Here is a 14473-nt window from a genome sequence, read left to right on the forward strand (position 1 = left end):
TTATATACTTTAAACTGTATTTTTATAATACTAAAATTTTATAATATATTTATTGTGAAAATTAAAATTATATCAAGCTATTTTATTTTTACTTAAAAATTTAAATTAAGCATTTTATTTTTTTTAATAATTTAATCGTTATTTAAGATTTTTTTGATCATTAATAATCCTATTTGGTGGTTATGTTGGTTAAAAAATACTTTATTCTTTTGGTTGGTTTTGTATTGAAAATCATTATATATCATTGGTTTATGTTTTCTATATGGTTTTTTGTTTAAAACCAACTGTTTTGGTTGATTTTTATTTGTTAAAAATCAATATATTATGAGTTTATGTGATGAATCGTATATATTTTATAGGTGGTCGTAATGAAAATGAAATGGGTTCCAGAATATAATACTGGTATCGATGTGATTGACGATCAGCACAAACGAATTCTTGATTATATCAATGAAATTGATGATGTTGCAGAACATACGGATCGTGCTCGTATTAAACAAATACTTGAAAATATTATTGATTATACTCAGTCGCATTTTACTTTTGAAGAGTCTTTACAAGAAGAAGCCGGTTATAAATACCGTGTACCGCATAAACGTGTACATGATTTATTTATTAAAAAGATTGAATCATACCGTGACCGTTTTGAAATGGGACAAGCCATTGAAGGTGAATTGCATGAAGTGCTTTCAAAATGGCTGATTAACCATATTCAGCACGATGATGCAGATTATGTGGGTGCAGTAAAAGAAAATATGATGGGTATTATTAAAGAAAAAGAACAGAAAAAAGGTAAAAACTGGTTTGCTCGTTTCTTTTCATAAAAAAGATAAACGAGATAACAACAAATAAAAGTCATAATAATCTTGCGCGGCAAATCATCAAACCTGATGGTTTGCTTTTTCTTTTTGATTTTCCCCCATGACAAAGGCAAAATAGCGATAGACTTTTTTTAGGAACGCATCATGCAGGACAATGCTATGTCACGATGGCTATCACCGCTGATGGCATTTTGTTTATCTTTTATCATCATTGCCACATTAGCACCGATAGTCGGGATTCAAGTTGATCGCCAACTTGATTTTTGGTTGTTATGGTTAGGTACTATGCTTATTTTGGCATTACCGATCTGTTATTTAGAAATTGCCTTGGCGAAGCGCTCAAAAACCACAGCGTTAAATGCATTGTCTAGCTTGACGCGTGATGCAGATGCATCGCAAAAATGGCGCGTCGTCGGTTGGTTAGCGGTTGTCTTTATTCCTTTCTTGGCAGGTGGCATGCTGTCTAATGCAAGCCAGTTGTTGGGTCATTTTGCCTTCAATGGCATTGCGCCAAATCTATTGTTCGTTGGCTTGGCGATTGTTGCAATTGCACTTTCATTTGCACCTCGAATGATTATTGTCATCCTAAGTGTTGTGGGTGTTTTAGCTTCCTTAATTCTAGCGAATGTGATGGGAACGGCTTTGCCTGCTTGGCAAGTGACGCCAGTTGAATTTAGCGAGTGGGGCAGTGCGACCGTATTGGCACTGGTTGCCAGCGGTTTAGGGATGGGCTTGTACTGGCAAAGTAGTTTGCCGACGCTTAATCAACAAGATGTTGCAACCAAAACAGCTTTACCGATCTGGATTGCGCAATTATTCGCAGTGGTTGCTTTTGGCTTCTTTGCTGCCAATGCTCAAATTCCAACTTTTGCATTTGTGGTTGCTGTAGTGAGTACATCTGCACTTTTACTCAATATGGCACGTGAACAATTACTGCAACGTCAACTGAATATCGCGATTCAATGGATCGTCATCTTGGCTGCTGTATTGGTTTGGGCAATTCCTGCCATGAGTCCAATTTTTAATACGGTACTTATGCTTTGGGGCTTAGTGATTTGCTTGATTTATGCCATTTTTGCGGGCTGGATCATGAAAATTAGTCATTTACGCAAGTCCATGAATTTTAGCCATGAGCTATTTTATAACTTGTGGCGTATTGCAGTGCGTGTGGTTCTGCCTGTATCGATCATCTTGGCAATGATTGCGATTATTGGACAATGGTTCTAATGAGTGAGATACCACAGGTTTGGGTGGCATATGCGGCTCAGGATCAACAGTTTCATATTGCTGTTCCTTTTCATCAAGGCATGACTGCTTTAGATGCGATTGAACAAAGTGGGATTCGGGCACAAATTCAGTTACCCGAACCACTTTCATTGGGGATTTTTGGGGTGCGATTGCCAGATCCCAATCAAATCTTACAAGTCGGTGATCGTGTCGAGATTTATCGCGCATTAACGGTTAATCCGAAGGATATTCGCCGAAAACGTGCTGCAGAAAATCCGGTTGGACTTTATTGTCGCGGAAATCGCTTTAAACAATTGAAGTGATAAGAAAAACCCCTCAATGAGGGGTTTATTTTTATTTTAAAGCGGCTATAGTGGTGGCGCATTTAGAATCGCTTCTTTTGATCCTGGTAAGCCGGGTTGAGATTCTGGAATTGTTTCCAAACCTTCAATCTTTATGACAGTGCCTGTTTGATCGAAGTAAATTCTTAAATGTTGACCGTGAGCTGCAGGAATGTTGGCTTTTTTAGCATATGTTCCTGGTATATAGTTGTAGATGTAGTCCCAACGTAAAGGATTCATTGGATCTGAAACTGTAGGGCTACCGAGCAAGAAGCGCACTTGTTGGTGACTCATACCGACCTGAATTTTTGAAGCTTGTGCTTGAGTTAATGGCGTTCCTTGCGGAATATCAACTTTATAAACGCCCAAGGTCGAACAGCCTGCGAGCAGTGAAGTGACGAATAACGTCAACATGATTTTTTGCATTTTGCTACACTATCCCAAATTAATTATGATGCATTTGATCCACGGATAGATCATACTGCATCTAAACTTTGTTGCATATTCCAACTTTAAATTTGTTGAGAGACCTTTTTACATGCCTATTTCAAATCAAGATTTACGCAAAGCTGGACTTAAAGTTACGCTTCCACGAATAAAAATATTGGAATTATTAGAAAATTCAAGACAACACCATTTAAGCGCAGAAGACATTTATAAAACTTTACTTGAACAAGGTGAAGATGTCGGTTTAGCAACTGTGTATCGCGTGTTAACACAATTTGAAGCTGCAGGCATTATTCAACGTCATCATTTTGAAAATAATCATTCCGTTTTCGAAATCATGCAAGAAGATCACCATGATCATATTGTTTGCCAGAATTGCAACAAAGTCGTTGAGTTTACCAATGATGTGATTGAGACTCAGCAACATGAAGTGGCCGAAAAGTATGGCTTTACTTTGACAGGTCACTCTTTAAATCTTTATGGTTATTGTGATGCACCTGAATGCCAAGATGCATTACGTAAAAAATAACACTGACTTGAAAGTAGTTAAAAAAACAGGCTTCTTTTGTTATTACTAGTAGTAAATAATATATAAAATCATAAAAAAGATCCCTTGATGGGATCTTTTTTATTACTTGAAAGATAATTTAAAATGAATATTACTAGTAAAAAATATATAAATTATAAAAACTCAATTACAAGATCTAAGCTACAACACTCTGAACCGTACCGGGTTTGTCGGAGACAGTTTATTTAAGTTAGGCTACCTGACCTAACGGATTAATTTTATCATAGTACATTGCTTCAAAATGGGCTTATGGAAACCACATCTGAGTTATTACACCTTTCATTACTATGTGAAGATGCTGAAATTTTTCCTGATATGCTTGATGATTTAAAGAAAACATCTGTTATTCAAGAGCGAACTTTAAACTTAAGTCGCATCATGCTACGTAAAGGTTATACACCTCATTTATTAATGCTAGATGAATACCAACAGTTGATTTCTGCAAATGCCATGATTCGCCAAATGGCTACACAAGCAAATCCCATAGATAAATTGGATGGTTTTAAACAAGTAGCAAACTATTTAGAACTCGGTCAATTTATGGAGGATAGTAAATTGCTTGATTTTGGTATGAGTGTTTTAGATCACTCAAAAAATAATTTCTCCCAAGGTATTTCAATTAAATCATTATCACATCGAACAGAAAAAGGAGTTTTTTTGAATGTTGGTTGATATCGAAATGATTTTAGATGATCTTAAAAGAGATAAAAACCCTCGTACACAATGCTCATTAGACAAATTGAATCACCTTTTGAAAAGGCAATTTGAAGAAGGAAAGAAAGACTTTTCTATTGCAACAATTGGAAGATTATCTAAAGCTAATGGGGGCGTAGGAACAGTTAGTATTCGTAATAAATCAGGTGAACATTTTCGTCGTTTGATTGATGCTTGGGCAACTAAGGCGAATGGGTCTGTAAAAAAAATTCCAAAGGATTACTCTAAAAAATTTAAAGTACCTGCTGATATGGAACTTTTAAAACGTTTAGCTGACCCTGCTATGAGAGCTGTATTTGGCCAAATTATTGCGGAGAGGAACAAGCTTAAGGCGGAGAATAGTATTCTTAAACAAAATACAGAAATAATTGTAGATATGCGTCCTAATCAATTTCTTTATACTCCACAGGCCGAGCAAGGAGTTGAAGTCTTGCCAGCCTTAGATAGTATTTTACTTAAGACAGAAATCGAAGCTTTAGAAGATGCTATTAATGAGACAAAAATCATTAGTCGCTGTTGGACAGTTACTCAAATGGGGGCTGTTAAAGATGAAAATGGACATACTTTGTTTAAAACTGGATTTATTTCAGCTATCCAAAAAGTTTTAGCAGAAATTTAAAAAAAACTGACTGGCAATAAACCAGTCAGTTTTTTTATATACACTTTTATAAGCATATAAAAACCAGACCATGTCATAAATAACTGTTAAAAATAAAGTTTTTTTAACATTTCTAGTTTTTATACAATTTTAACTAGATATAACAAAAGAAGCCTGTTTTTTTTGCCTTTAAGCTTGGCCATCAAAAGTGATGTTCGCACTTGCATGCAATAAGCGATCGCCACCTTCTTCGGACAACTTGATTTGCAAACGAAGGTCGTTAGGTGAGTCGGCATGTTTTAATGCATCTTTATAGGTAATTTGTTTGGCTTTATACAAGTCAAACAAAGCCTGGTCAAAGGTTTGCATACCCAGTTCACGTGAACGCTTCATCAACTCTTTAATTTCATGTACATCACCTTTACGGATCAGGTCTGCAATTAAAGGCGAGTTGATTAAAATCTCAATCGCAGCGCGACGCGACTGACCATCAACAGAAGGAATGAGTTGCTGCGCAATCACTGCTTTTAAATTGAGGGATAAATCCATAAACAATTGGTTATGACGGTCCGCATCAAAGAAGTGAATAATACGGTCTATGGCCTGGTTGGCGTTGTTGGCATGCAGGGTGGCAAATACCAAGTGACCGGTTTCAGCAAAGGCAATTGCATAATCCATGGTTTCGCGCGAACGAATCTCACCAATTAAGATGACATCGGGTGCTTGACGCAGGGTATTTTTCAAAGCAACTTCGAAAGAGTCGGTATCAATGCCCACTTCACGCTGGGTAATGATACAGCCTGCATGTTCATGGATAAATTCAATCGGGTCTTCAATGGTGATGATATGACCTTTGGAATTCTGGTTACGATAGCCAATAATGGAAGCCAAAGAGGTCGATTTACCTGTACCTGTCGCACCCACAAACATGATGATACCGCGCTTGGTCATGGCCAATTCTTTTAAAATAGGCGGTAACTTTAGCTGTTCCATGGTCGGAATGACAGTTTCGATACGACGCAATACCATACCGGGTTCATCGCGTTGTTGAAATGCACTGACACGGAAACGGGCAGTTTTGTCGCGGTTGCTGATGGCAAAGTTACATTCTCGTGTTTCAGCAAATTCTTTACGTTGCTTTTCACTCATTATTGAGTTTAAAAGTTGTCCAACAATTTCGCCAGTCAGTTTGGTCTTTGCAATGGGCAGAATCTGCCCATTAATTTTCATCGATGGTTCAACATCGGCCGTAATAAATAAGTCGGATGCCTTTTGTTGAATCATCAAATTCAGTAAGTCGTTAAAATCCATAATAAGATCCTAAATCCGTTTAAACTTATAAGAATGATTCTGGTTGTTTTGCCATGGTGCGGGCAGTTTGCGGACTGATAATGCCTTTAGCCACCAGAGTTTTTAGGCTTTGATCTAGCGTGGTCATACCGTAGTTGGCACCAGTTTGAATGGCAGAATACATTTGCGCCACTTTGTTTTCACGGATCAGGTTACGGATGGCAGGAATACCAATCATGATTTCATGTGCCGCAACACGACCACCACCATTTTTCTTCAATAATGTTTGAGAAATCACGGCTTGTAAGGATTCAGACAACATGGCACGAACCATGTCTTTTTCTTCCGCCGGGAATACGTCAATCACACGGTCAATGGTTTTCGCAGCAGAGGTGGTATGTAGTGTACCGAAGACCAAGTGACCCGTTTCAGCGGCAGTCAATGCCAAACGGATGGTTTCAAGGTCACGCATCTCACCGACCAGAATAATGTCAGGGTCTTCACGTAGGGCAGAACGTAATGCTTCGTTAAAGCCATGGGTATCACGGTGGACTTCACGCTGGTTGACCAGACATTTTTTTGATTCGTGTACAAACTCGATCGGGTCTTCGACCGTTAAAATATGGTCGTAGCGGTTGTCGTTGATATAATCCACCATTGCAGCAAGGGTGGTGGATTTACCAGAACCCGTTGGACCTGTCACTAGTACAATACCGCGTGGGAAATTACAAATATCCTTGAAGATTTGACCCATGCCAAGGTCTTCAATGGTCAGTACTTTTGATGGAATGGTACGGAATACTGCACCAGCACCACGGTTTTGGTTGAATGCGTTGACACGGAAACGCGCCACCCCCGGTACTTCAAAAGAGAAGTCGGTCTCTAACTTTTCTTCAAAATCACGACGCTGTTTATCGTTCATGATGTCATACACAAGTTTGTGTACTTCTTTATGTTCTAAAGCGGGTAAGTTGATACGACGAACTTCGCCATCGACACGGATGAGTGGTGGCATACCCGCTGATAAGTGTAAGTCTGACGCCCCATTTTTAGCAGAAAAGGCTAAAAGTTCAGTGATGTCCATAATTTCCCCGAGATCATTTAAATGTTATTTATTTTGTTAGAATAATAAGGCTTTCCCAGAGCTTAACCAACAGTTAGTTTAAAGGGAAAGTAAAAAAAGATGAACGAAAATGAGAACCTCGTCAATGAATAGTCTTCAAGCATCACGAAATAAAGTTTTACAGCAAATTGAAGATGCCTGTAAACAGGCCCAGCGTGAGCCGAAAACCGTACAGTTACTGGCTGTTTCGAAGACTCATCCAAGTGAGTCGCTACGTGAAATGTACCAAATGGGGCAGCGTGCATTTGGAGAAAATTATTTACAAGAAGCGCTGGATAAAATTGAAACTTTAAATGATTTGGACATCGAGTGGCATTTCATTGGTCATGTGCAGCGCAATAAAACCAAACATCTGGCTGCAAGCTTCGCATGGGTACATGGGGTGGATCGTTTAATCATTGCCGAGCGTTTATCCAGTCAGCGTGAAGCTACTCAAGCACCGCTGAATATCTGTCTACAAGTCAATATTGATGCGCAAGAGACTAAAGATGGATGTCAGCCAAATGAAGTGGCGCAACTGGTTCAAAAGATTAGCCAGCTTCCACATTTAAAATTGCGCGGTTTGATGGTGATTCCTGCACCGAATAATACTCGAGCTTTTAGCGATGCCAAGCAGTTATTTGAAGAAGTGAAATCTGAACATGCACATCCTGAAAACTGGGATACCTTAAGCATGGGCATGTCTGGAGATATGGTAGAAGCAATTGCAGCAGGATCAACCATGGTTCGAGTTGGAACGGCATTGTTTGGTGCACGGGATTATTCCCAGTAAAGAATACTTATATCCATTTTGATGGTTTTGAAAACTGAACTTTAGGGTTCAGTTTTTGCTTTAAAAATTGAGCTTTCCACTAAAGTTGAGTACAAAAGGAACTGCCTAAGGGCATAGTCTGTATAAAAATTATTTATTCGACCAAGAAAATAGGGAAGTGTATGACGGCATATTATCAATTGATCGGGCGAAATACGGATGTGGCCGGAGAAGTCACGGCGCATTATCGCTCAACCCTACTGGCTCAAGGGGCATGGAATGAGCATGAGCAGCATATGGCACCCGCGACAGGTATTATCTGTGCGGAATTAGACCAGTTTTCCCCACGACATGATATGCGTATTGGCCGGATCAGTCTGGATATTTTAGGTCTGATTCCTGCCGGGGAGTTTAGTATCACCACCAAAGTCATTCGCCCGGGCAAGACCATTGAGCTGATTGAGTCAGAAATGAAAGCTCAGGGTAAAAGCTGTATCGTTGCACGTACCTGGCGCATGATGACGCAAAATAGCCATGAAATTAAAGGCTTGGAAGATGCTCATGGAAATGCGCCTGAACATGCGCCAGTGTGGGAAGGAATTCGTCAGTGGCCGGGTGGGTATATTCAGTCGATAGAAGCACGAAGTCATCAGCGCCGTGCAGGGAAGGGCATTGTTTGGTTGCGAACGCCACATGACATGGTTGAAGGTGAACCGACCAGTGATTTTGTCCGCTTAATGGGGATGGTCGATACCGCCAATGGCATTGTGCCACGTCAAGAAACACCTTTTAGCTGGGGCTTTCCTAACCTGGATTTACAGATCCATATGCACCGTTTACCGCAAGGTCAGTGGCTGGGTCTGGAAACCATGCAGCAATATGGCGATGATGGTATCGGTCTAACCAGTTCCGTGTTGCATGATCTTTCTGGACCATTCGGGCGCAGTGAACAGATTCTGACTTTACGTCCCATGGCATAGTTTTTTTGCAAATAAAAGCCTAGAGTATTTCTAGGCTTTTTTATGATTTTTCGGATTTTAAAATTACCCCACCACCTGAATGGTACTTGCACCGGCACCCAAAGGCTTGACCTGAATCTGTACCGGAATGCGTTCATGCATTTCTTGAATATGCGAGATCAGCACCACTTTGCGTCCCTGACTTTGCAACTGATCCAAGGCATTCATCACCATATATAAAGAAGATGCATCTAAAGTTCCAAAACCTTCATCAATAAACAGCGATTCAATTTTCATCGAACCCGAGGCCATATTGGCAATCGCAAGGGACAAGGCGAGAGCAGTCAAGAAAGATTCCCCACCCGAGAGTGAGGAGACTGAACGGGTTTCTCCATCCATATCGTGATCGACAATCGCAAGGCTTAAGGAATGGTCTAAACGCTTCAGGGTATAACGCTGTGATAACATGGCGAGTTGCTGATTGGCATGTTCCACCAGAATGTCGAGATTGTATTGCTGGGCATAATCACGGAATTTTTTACCGTTTGCATCGCCCATCAGTCCAGAGATTTTGCCCCAGCGATGTTCCTGTTGCTGAATATTTTGAATCTGATCGGCAAATTTGGTCTGTTTATCAAGATTATCTTGATGGCGTGCAAGATCGAGTTTGAGTTTATCTAAGACCTCAGATTGAGCCGTTAAAGCATCCAGATTGTCTTTAATTTGCTGTGTTAAGACATTCAGCTCAATATTCGGTTGCTGGCTGAGATGCGCTGTCTGTTGCTCTTGTAAGGTTTTTAAAGCAGATGCACTTTCATTCAATAGCCGTTCAGCATTTTGCAGTTGAGTCCGAATCTTTTGTTCTTGTGCAGAACTGATCTGTACCAAATCGGTCAAATCCTGGGTGGTAAAATCTTGATGTGCTTTCAACCAGTTTTCAATTTCAACATTCAGCAGATCAATGGTTTTTTGATGTTCAGCCTGTCGAGAGGTCAATTGTTTCAAATCACTCTGCTGTCTCTCAAAATCAATCCTCAATAATTCAAAACTTTGTTTTTGCTGCTGATAAACCTGTTGTTTTTGTTGACGGTCTGCATCATGTTGCAGCAACCATTCATGCGGTTTGATTTCCGTTAAACCGGTCATCTGTTGAATCAGCTGAGTGGCAATCTGGGTATTTTTTTGCCCTCTTGCATAGGCTTGATCGCGTGTTTGGGTCGTTTCAGAAATGAGCTTCGCTAGGTTGTTCTGATTTGTGCTAACTAAAGTTAAAGTTTGATGAAGATTATCTTGATCTTTAGCGAGCTTATCTAAGCTGGTCAGATGTTGAGCACGATTGGATAATGCTGTTAAAACAACTTTTGCTTGAGCCGTGGTTTGTGTGATCCATTGTTGTTGTTCAGCCTCACTTAAACAAGCGATGACATGCTGAACGTGTTGTTGCAAGTTTTGAGCATTGTTCAGTTGATATTGAATACTTTGAATTTGTTGGGCTAAAGTGTGTTGATCTTTAAGAACTTGGTTGAGTGTTGTTAATTGATTTTCAAGAGCTTGTTTTTCATTTTTAAATTGAGTTAAAGCTTCTAAGGCCTGTTTCTCAATATCATGAGCTGATTGTTCAAAATTGATTTGAATCTGCACATTTGAAAACTGTTGTGCTAATTCTTTTTGCTGGATTTCTAATTTTTCAAGATTGCTTTGAATGCTGTTTTTGAGTTGATCCAGTTCAGATTGCGCTTTGGTCGCCTGTTGTTGTGCCATTTGCCAACGTTGAAAATTCTCCTGCTCTTTTTGAATGGCGTGTTGTTCTTGCTGTTGTTGCAATTCAAACAAGGCTTTTGAAACGTGTGATTCATCATTCTTATAAGGATGAGAAGTACTACCACATACCAGACAAGGCTCATCCGCCACTAAATTATTACGTAATTGCTCAATGTTTTCTGCATGCAATAAGCGCTGTTTTTGCAAAACTTCTTGTAGTTGAATCCGTTCATTTTTTGCCGCTTCAAAGCTTTTTTCTGCTTGTGTACTTGCCTGATTCAGTTCAAGTGCTTGTGAGCTGAATGTCTGTAATTTAGTTTGATGGTTAGATACATCCGCATGTAATTCAAAATATTGTTTTAACTTTTGTTGTGCAAGATCCAGCTGATTAAGCTGTGAAATTTTCAGCTCACGCTCAGAATTTAATTGTAGCAGTTGCTGTTCAATCTGCGTGACAGAACCAAATTCAGTCTGGAGCTGTTCTAACTTAAGTTGATCTTCTGCACATTTTGATTGCGCCAGAGTCAGATCCCCTAAACTTTGTTCAATCGTTTGATATTGAGTAATGAATTGCTGTAATTGTTGAATATGGGCATGAATACTTTGATCCAGCGGATTGAATTTTTCAGTTTCAGATAATTGCTTTTGGATTGCTTTTTGCTGGTCGAAAAGCCTTGAAATATCCAGTTCAATATTTTGTTTTTGCACATTTAAGGGCTGTTGTTGTGCATCTAATTCTATGCATCTGGTTTTCAGCTTGTTAAATTCAGCCCCAATAAAATCACGTTCTTGAATACAGCTTCGGACTTGTTTTAAAGCCTCGGCATGGGTGAATTCAAAATCTTGTAAAATTTTGAGTTCAGTGTCCGCTTTTTTATAGTGTTGTTCTTCATTATAAAATTGCTTTGAAACCACATCAAAAGAATTCTGGAGTTGCTGAATCTGTGGTGCAAGCTGTTGTTGGGCTTTGACTAATTGGGCCTGTTGAAACACAGTTGGGCGAATATTTGAAAATATTTCTAAACGGTTCAGTTTTTGACGTTCAGCGGCTAACTGTTGTTGAACAAAAAATTGATGATCATAATTTTTTTGTTTGTCGCTGATTTGGTTTTCCAGCTTTTGATTTTCTTCAAACCAAAGTTGTTGTTTGCTTAGATCTGTTTTTTCAGTTTCTAATTTTTTATATTCAATAGTTGCGATTGTAAATTGCTGATTCAGCTCCGCAATTGCTTCATCTGACAAAATATCAATATGACCAATCATTTCTTCGAGTTTTTTACGCTCTTTTTCAATATCAGCGGTTTTACGAAATGCAATTTCACCAATTTTGGCAAAAATATTGGAGTTGGTTAGGTATTCCAGTAAAGCACCACGTTCATTATCCCGGGCTTTTAAAAATGCAGTCACTTCAGATTGGGCCAGTAGAACTGCACGGGTAAATTGCTCAAAACTGAGTTGGGTGATTTTGAGAATACTGGCATCAACTGCTTTGGCTTTATCCGCAATCACCACACCATCGGTTAAACATTTTAAATAGCGTTGTACACTTTGTAATTTACCTGTGGCACTTTCACGCGCACGTTTAATTTCCCAACGTGCCAGATAATGCTTTTGATCCTGTGCCACAAAAACAAGTTCGGCAAAACCATGTCCTGTCCCACGGCGAAGCACGGTTAACGGTGAATTGGCGAGTAATTCAGAACCATCGACATCGACCAATTTACCATCACTGCCTTTTAGACGCGGCACCTGGTTAAACAATGCCAGACACATGGCATCTAAAATCGTGGATTTGCCTGCACCGGTTTTACCAATAATGGCAATTAAACCGGCATTGGCCAAAGGTTCACTTTCAAAATCAATAAAATGTTCGCCAGCAAGAGATGCCAGATTTTTTATACGGATAGATAAAATTTTCATGGCAAATCCTTAAATCGTGTTTCTATCTTCAAGTGAACGATGGGCTTCTTGAACCAGAGTTTGAAAATCTTTTAACACCGCCTCATCCTGCGCATAACCTTTGTTCTGCCAAATCTGTTCAAATAATTTTTCTGGCGTTGGCGGTTCAAGCTGAATTTTTGCAGACGAGTTTTGCACTTGATTGTTTTTATATTGGCGTGAAATTTTAACCAGACGATAGCGGTCTTTAGGCAAGGCATCTTCAAACTGTTGTCTTAAATTGGGCAGGGGCGGTGTGTCGGTATGATATTCAATATCGATATATTCACGTTGATCAATATTGGCAATTTCACCACTGGTGAGTGCTTTAAGCTGGGCGAACACCTCATTTAACTCACCCCGAATTCGATGTAACTGAATACTGCGTGGAATAGGCAATGCTTCAAATTGAAAAGCAGTTTCATTAGCTTTCGATGGTTCAATTTTGACTTCAACCACTTGGTGTTTATAGTTAATTTCACTAAAAGAGAGCGGAATCGGTGAGCCGCTATAACGAATATGCGGATGCTGAACTTTTTGTGGTTTATGCAAATGCCCAAGTGCCACGTAATCAATGACCTCATCAAATAATGCGGTAGAGAGGGCTTCTTCATTGCCAATAATAATCGGGCGTTCAGAGTCGGAAGTTTCACCGCCTTGCATATGCGCATGCGACATTAAAATCAGCGCCTGATCAGCGGTCTTACGTTTCTTGGCTTCGCTGATCAGTTGTTGATGTAAATAGGCAATCGCATTTTGGCTATTGGTGGTGTGCTCATTAAAACCGGTAATTTCAGCAGCACGTAAAAAGGGCAGGCTTAAACACCAGGCGATAATCTTTTTATCTCGGTCATAAATGGGTTGCAGTAAGCGATCGAGATCTAAAGTCTTGTCATCATTCCAGCGAACCACTCCAACCGTTCTGGCATTGTATTTTTCCAGCAAGGGTTCGACCTGTTCAATCCGATAACCCGAATCATGATTACCGGCAATCATTAGGGTTTGCATATGTGGGGCAAGTGCATGGGCATCGGCTAAAAATTGATAAAGCTGTTTTTGTGCGGCGGATGCAGGATTGATAACATCAAAAATATCCCCGGCAATGAGTAGGGCATTCGGTTGTTTTTGTTTGATTTGTTCAAGTAGCCACGTTAAAAATTGTTCATGTTCATACTGGCGTGAATGGTTATAAAAGAATTGTCCCAAGTGCCAATCTGATGTATGAAAAAAATGAACAGTCATGTAACGCCCCAAATCACAATGCATGATGAGGCTATAAATTACCATAAATGCAGCCACTTATTATGCAATACATCACGGGTGCGACCACCTAAGTCGTGTTAATTCATTAGAATTTATCTCTTTTTTTATTGTGCTTTTTCATCTGCTTCAACCAGACCGAAGGTATTTTGATCTAGGTCGAGAAAATATCCCTGCCAGCAACGACCGGGAATTGCAAATTTAGGCATGGCGATTTGACCACCAGCGGTAAGAATCTTCCTGGATGCTTCATCGAAATTTTCGACCAGCACAGAACAGGTAAAAGCATTGGTGCCACAATGGGCTGGAGGGACTTCTGCAGGAGGTTTAAATAAGCCGCCCGACATGTTTTCAGTTTCGATCTGGTAATATTCAATAGGAAGACCTTCAACTGGGGTAAATTTCCAGCCAAAAACAGTCTGGTAAAAGTTAATGTCTCTGGGTGGGTTTGAAGACTGGATTTCAAAGTAGACAATATAATTCATCATGTGATCCTGGGTGTTGTTTTGAAAATTTTAGAAAAATGGATGCGATGCTTTTGCCGTATGAGTGATTTTTGATTGCTTTTAAAGTAAATCAAATGCTCGGAATGATGTGTTTCTTCTTTGAGAGAAATTGTAGAATAAACAATCATCTTGAAACGTAAAAATGTTCAGTTGTGAAAAAGCAGTTTTT

Annotated in this window: 14 protein-coding genes; 8 read left to right on the forward strand and 6 right to left on the reverse strand. The window is 39.5% G+C overall.

The features are described 5' to 3' along the window. Positions 1 to 368: 368 nt before the first annotated feature. The 3 genes from HLH16_RS02300 (at position 369) to HLH16_RS02310 (ending at position 2371) form a co-directional block, all read left to right on the forward strand. Positions 369 to 824 (forward strand): bacteriohemerythrin, encoded by a 456-nt coding sequence (locus HLH16_RS02300; RefSeq protein ID WP_131291544.1) that lies wholly within the window; start codon positions 369 to 371, stop codon positions 822 to 824. Positions 825 to 965: 141 nt separating this feature from the next. Then, positions 966 to 2048 (forward strand): SLC5/6 family protein, encoded by a 1083-nt coding sequence (locus HLH16_RS02305; protein ID WP_171528078.1) that lies wholly within the window; start codon positions 966 to 968, stop codon positions 2046 to 2048. Beyond that, on the forward strand, positions 2048 to 2371 hold the full coding sequence (locus HLH16_RS02310) for an RnfH family protein (RefSeq protein ID WP_131291540.1): 324 nt from the start codon (positions 2048 to 2050) through the stop codon (positions 2369 to 2371). Before HLH16_RS02305 ends, HLH16_RS02310 begins: the two co-directional genes overlap by 1 nt. Before the next feature lie 45 nt (positions 2372 to 2416). On the opposite strand, the gene HLH16_RS02315 is transcribed toward HLH16_RS02310, so the two are convergent. Further along, positions 2417 to 2815 (reverse strand): outer membrane protein assembly factor BamE, encoded by a 399-nt coding sequence (locus tag HLH16_RS02315; RefSeq protein ID WP_171528079.1) that lies wholly within the window; start codon positions 2813 to 2815, stop codon positions 2417 to 2419. A 112-nt stretch (positions 2816 to 2927) separates the two neighbouring features. Here HLH16_RS02315 and fur point away from each other — a divergent pair, with 112 nt between their 5' ends. The 3 genes from fur to gmtX all read left to right on the forward strand — a co-directional run bounded on the left by fur (position 2928) and on the right by gmtX (position 4737). After that, on the forward strand, positions 2928 to 3365 hold the full coding sequence (gene fur, locus HLH16_RS02320) for a ferric iron uptake transcriptional regulator (RefSeq protein WP_067723906.1): 438 nt from the start codon (positions 2928 to 2930) through the stop codon (positions 3363 to 3365). Between the two features lie 288 nt (positions 3366 to 3653). After that, positions 3654 to 4076 carry a hypothetical protein gene (locus HLH16_RS02325; RefSeq protein WP_171528080.1) on the forward strand — a complete coding sequence of 141 codons (423 nt, stop codon included), beginning with the start codon at positions 3654 to 3656 and terminating at the stop codon, positions 4074 to 4076. Continuing rightward, positions 4066 to 4737: a gamma-mobile-trio protein GmtX gene (gmtX, locus tag HLH16_RS02330; protein WP_171528081.1), complete on the forward strand. Its 672-nt coding sequence runs from the start codon at positions 4066 to 4068 to the stop codon at positions 4735 to 4737. Before HLH16_RS02325 ends, gmtX begins: the two co-directional genes overlap by 11 nt. Positions 4738 to 4905: 168 nt before the next feature. Here gmtX and HLH16_RS02335 read toward each other — a convergent pair whose 3' ends face one another. Beyond that, positions 4906 to 6027 carry a PilT/PilU family type 4a pilus ATPase gene (locus tag HLH16_RS02335; RefSeq protein ID WP_171528082.1) on the reverse strand — a complete coding sequence of 374 codons (1122 nt, stop codon included), beginning with the start codon at positions 6025 to 6027 and terminating at the stop codon, positions 4906 to 4908. Between the two features lie 25 nt (positions 6028 to 6052). Further along, positions 6053 to 7090, reverse strand: a complete 1038-nt coding sequence (locus HLH16_RS02340; RefSeq protein ID WP_171528083.1) for a type IV pilus twitching motility protein PilT — start codon at positions 7088 to 7090, stop codon at positions 6053 to 6055. A gap of 124 nt (positions 7091 to 7214) precedes the next feature. Between HLH16_RS02340 and HLH16_RS02345 the strand changes: the two genes are divergently transcribed. Further along, a complete protein-coding gene (locus HLH16_RS02345) occupies positions 7215 to 7901 on the forward strand; it encodes a YggS family pyridoxal phosphate-dependent enzyme (protein ID WP_171528084.1) in 687 nt (228 codons plus the stop codon). Positions 7902 to 8062: 161 nt separating this feature from the next. Beyond that, on the forward strand, positions 8063 to 8860 hold the full coding sequence (locus HLH16_RS02350; RefSeq protein WP_171528085.1) for a thioesterase family protein: 798 nt from the start codon (positions 8063 to 8065) through the stop codon (positions 8858 to 8860). A gap of 63 nt (positions 8861 to 8923) precedes the next feature. Here the strand turns inward: HLH16_RS02350 and HLH16_RS02355 are convergent, their stop codons facing one another. The 3 genes from HLH16_RS02355 to HLH16_RS02365 all read right to left on the reverse strand — a co-directional run bounded on the left by HLH16_RS02355 (position 8924) and on the right by HLH16_RS02365 (position 14283). Beyond that, a complete protein-coding gene (locus HLH16_RS02355) occupies positions 8924 to 12520 on the reverse strand; it encodes an AAA family ATPase (protein ID WP_171528086.1) in 3597 nt (1198 codons plus the stop codon). 9 nt (positions 12521 to 12529) lie between these two features. Further along, on the reverse strand, positions 12530 to 13780 hold the full coding sequence (locus tag HLH16_RS02360) for an exonuclease SbcCD subunit D C-terminal domain-containing protein (protein WP_502707629.1): 1251 nt from the start codon (positions 13778 to 13780) through the stop codon (positions 12530 to 12532). 125 nt (positions 13781 to 13905) lie between these two features. Next, the gene (locus tag HLH16_RS02365; RefSeq protein ID WP_171528087.1) at positions 13906 to 14283 is read right to left on the reverse strand and encodes a VOC family protein; all 378 of its coding nucleotides are present in this window, start codon (positions 14281 to 14283) and stop codon (positions 13906 to 13908) included. Positions 14284 to 14473 lie beyond the last annotated feature (190 nt).

The organism is Acinetobacter sp. ANC 5378 (genome assembly GCF_013004315.1).
Classification (GTDB): domain Bacteria; phylum Pseudomonadota; class Gammaproteobacteria; order Pseudomonadales; family Moraxellaceae; genus Acinetobacter.

Bases quoted from the DNA above. Each gene is read 5' to 3' on its own strand.
- HLH16_RS02300 (WP_131291544.1), top strand. From the start codon at position 369: ATGAAAATGAAATGGGTTCCAGAATATAATACTGGTATCGATGTGATT.
- HLH16_RS02305 (WP_171528078.1), top strand. From the start codon at position 966: ATGCAGGACAATGCTATGTCACGATGGCTATCACCGCTGATGGCATTT.
- HLH16_RS02310 (WP_131291540.1), top strand. From the start codon at position 2,048: ATGAGTGAGATACCACAGGTTTGGGTGGCATATGCGGCTCAGGATCAA.
- HLH16_RS02315 (WP_171528079.1), bottom strand. From the start codon at position 2,815: ATGCAAAAAATCATGTTGACGTTATTCGTCACTTCACTGCTCGCAGGC.
- fur (WP_067723906.1), top strand. From the start codon at position 2,928: ATGCCTATTTCAAATCAAGATTTACGCAAAGCTGGACTTAAAGTTACG.
- HLH16_RS02325 (WP_171528080.1), top strand. From the start codon at position 3,654: ATGGAAACCACATCTGAGTTATTACACCTTTCATTACTATGTGAAGAT.
- gmtX (WP_171528081.1), top strand. From the start codon at position 4,066: ATGTTGGTTGATATCGAAATGATTTTAGATGATCTTAAAAGAGATAAA.
- HLH16_RS02335 (WP_171528082.1), bottom strand. From the start codon at position 6,027: ATGGATTTTAACGACTTACTGAATTTGATGATTCAACAAAAGGCATCC.
- HLH16_RS02340 (WP_171528083.1), bottom strand. From the start codon at position 7,090: ATGGACATCACTGAACTTTTAGCCTTTTCTGCTAAAAATGGGGCGTCA.
- HLH16_RS02345 (WP_171528084.1), top strand. From the start codon at position 7,215: ATGAATAGTCTTCAAGCATCACGAAATAAAGTTTTACAGCAAATTGAA.
- HLH16_RS02350 (WP_171528085.1), top strand. From the start codon at position 8,063: ATGACGGCATATTATCAATTGATCGGGCGAAATACGGATGTGGCCGGA.
- HLH16_RS02355 (WP_171528086.1), bottom strand. From the start codon at position 12,520: ATGAAAATTTTATCTATCCGTATAAAAAATCTGGCATCTCTTGCTGGC.
- HLH16_RS02360 (WP_502707629.1), bottom strand. From the start codon at position 13,780: ATGACTGTTCATTTTTTTCATACATCAGATTGGCACTTGGGACAATTC.
- HLH16_RS02365 (WP_171528087.1), bottom strand. From the start codon at position 14,283: ATGAATTATATTGTCTACTTTGAAATCCAGTCTTCAAACCCACCCAGA.